Source organism: Enterobacter sp. Sphag1F (assembly GCF_014193275.1).
In the GTDB taxonomy this organism is placed as follows: domain Bacteria; phylum Pseudomonadota; class Gammaproteobacteria; order Enterobacterales; family Enterobacteriaceae; genus Pantoea; species Pantoea symbiotica.
In genome coordinates, this window is the sequence record NZ_JACHZD010000017.1 from 1 (window position 1) to 1,028 (window position 1,028).

The window sequence follows — 1,028 nt, forward strand, 5'->3', positions numbered from 1 at the left end:
TAATGCCGATCAGTTAAGGATCAGTTGAACGATCCAGTGGCTGTGTAAGAATCCGGGAACGTTTCGTTTCCGGATTTTTTTATGCAGCTCCGTCAGGCCTTTGATATTGTCTCTTGCTACGATTCTCTGCGTAACCCACTCACTACACTCGCGGATGTCCTTGAGCCCGAACTGATCGCCCGCTGCATTCAGGAGTCAGGCTCCGTTACCCTTCGCAAGCGCCGTCTTACCACCGATATGATGGTCTGGTGCTTTATCGGCATGGCGCTTGAGCGCAAAGAGCCCCTGCACGCCATCGTGAATCGCCTTGATATTCTGTTGCCGGGAAACCGGCCTTTTGTTGCGCCCAGCGCCGTGGTGCAGGCCCGGCAGCGCCTGGGAGACGATGCCGTCAGGCGTGTCTTCGAACAAAGCAGCGACCTCTGGCACGCGCAGACCACGCATCCTGACTGGTGTGGGCTGACGCTTCACGCGGTTGACGGCGTCGTCTGGCGCACGCAGGAAACGCCGGATAATGAAAAGGCTATCGCCCGCACAAAAACGGTTGCCGGTGCATCGCCCTATCCGCAGGTACGCGTGGTCTGCCTGATGGAGCTGACCAGCCATCTTATCGGCGGCGCCGTGATGGGCTGCCAGAATGAGAACGAAATGATACTGGCGGAAGGGCTTATCCCACGCGTCCCCGACAACAGCCTGACGCTGTTCGACAAGGGCTATACCTCGTTCGGCCTGCTCAGCGCCTGGCATCAGGCGGGGGAAAACCGTCACTGGATGATAGCAGCCCGCAAAGACCTGCAGTACGAAGAGGTACGCCGCCTGGGAAAAGGAGATGCGCTCATCCGTGTTAAAACCTCCCCTCAGGCGCGGAAGAAGTGGCCTCATCTGGCGGAATATGCAGAGATGAGGCTTATCAGCCGGGAAATTAAAGGAAAGACGTGGCGGTTCCTGACGTCGATGACGGATGCGATGCGCTATCCGGGGAAAGAGATAGCGGACCTGTACAGCCATCGCTGGGAGATAGAGCTGGG

1 protein-coding gene is annotated in these 1,028 nt (G+C 57.9%); it reads left to right on the top strand.

Features of this window, described 5'->3' with window-relative positions; all coding sequences use genetic code 11:
* Positions 1 to 81: 81 nt before the first annotated feature.
* A partial coding sequence (locus tag FHW71_RS23925) for an IS4 family transposase (protein WP_179453248.1) occupies positions 82 to 1,028 on the top strand: 947 nt, incomplete at its 3' end.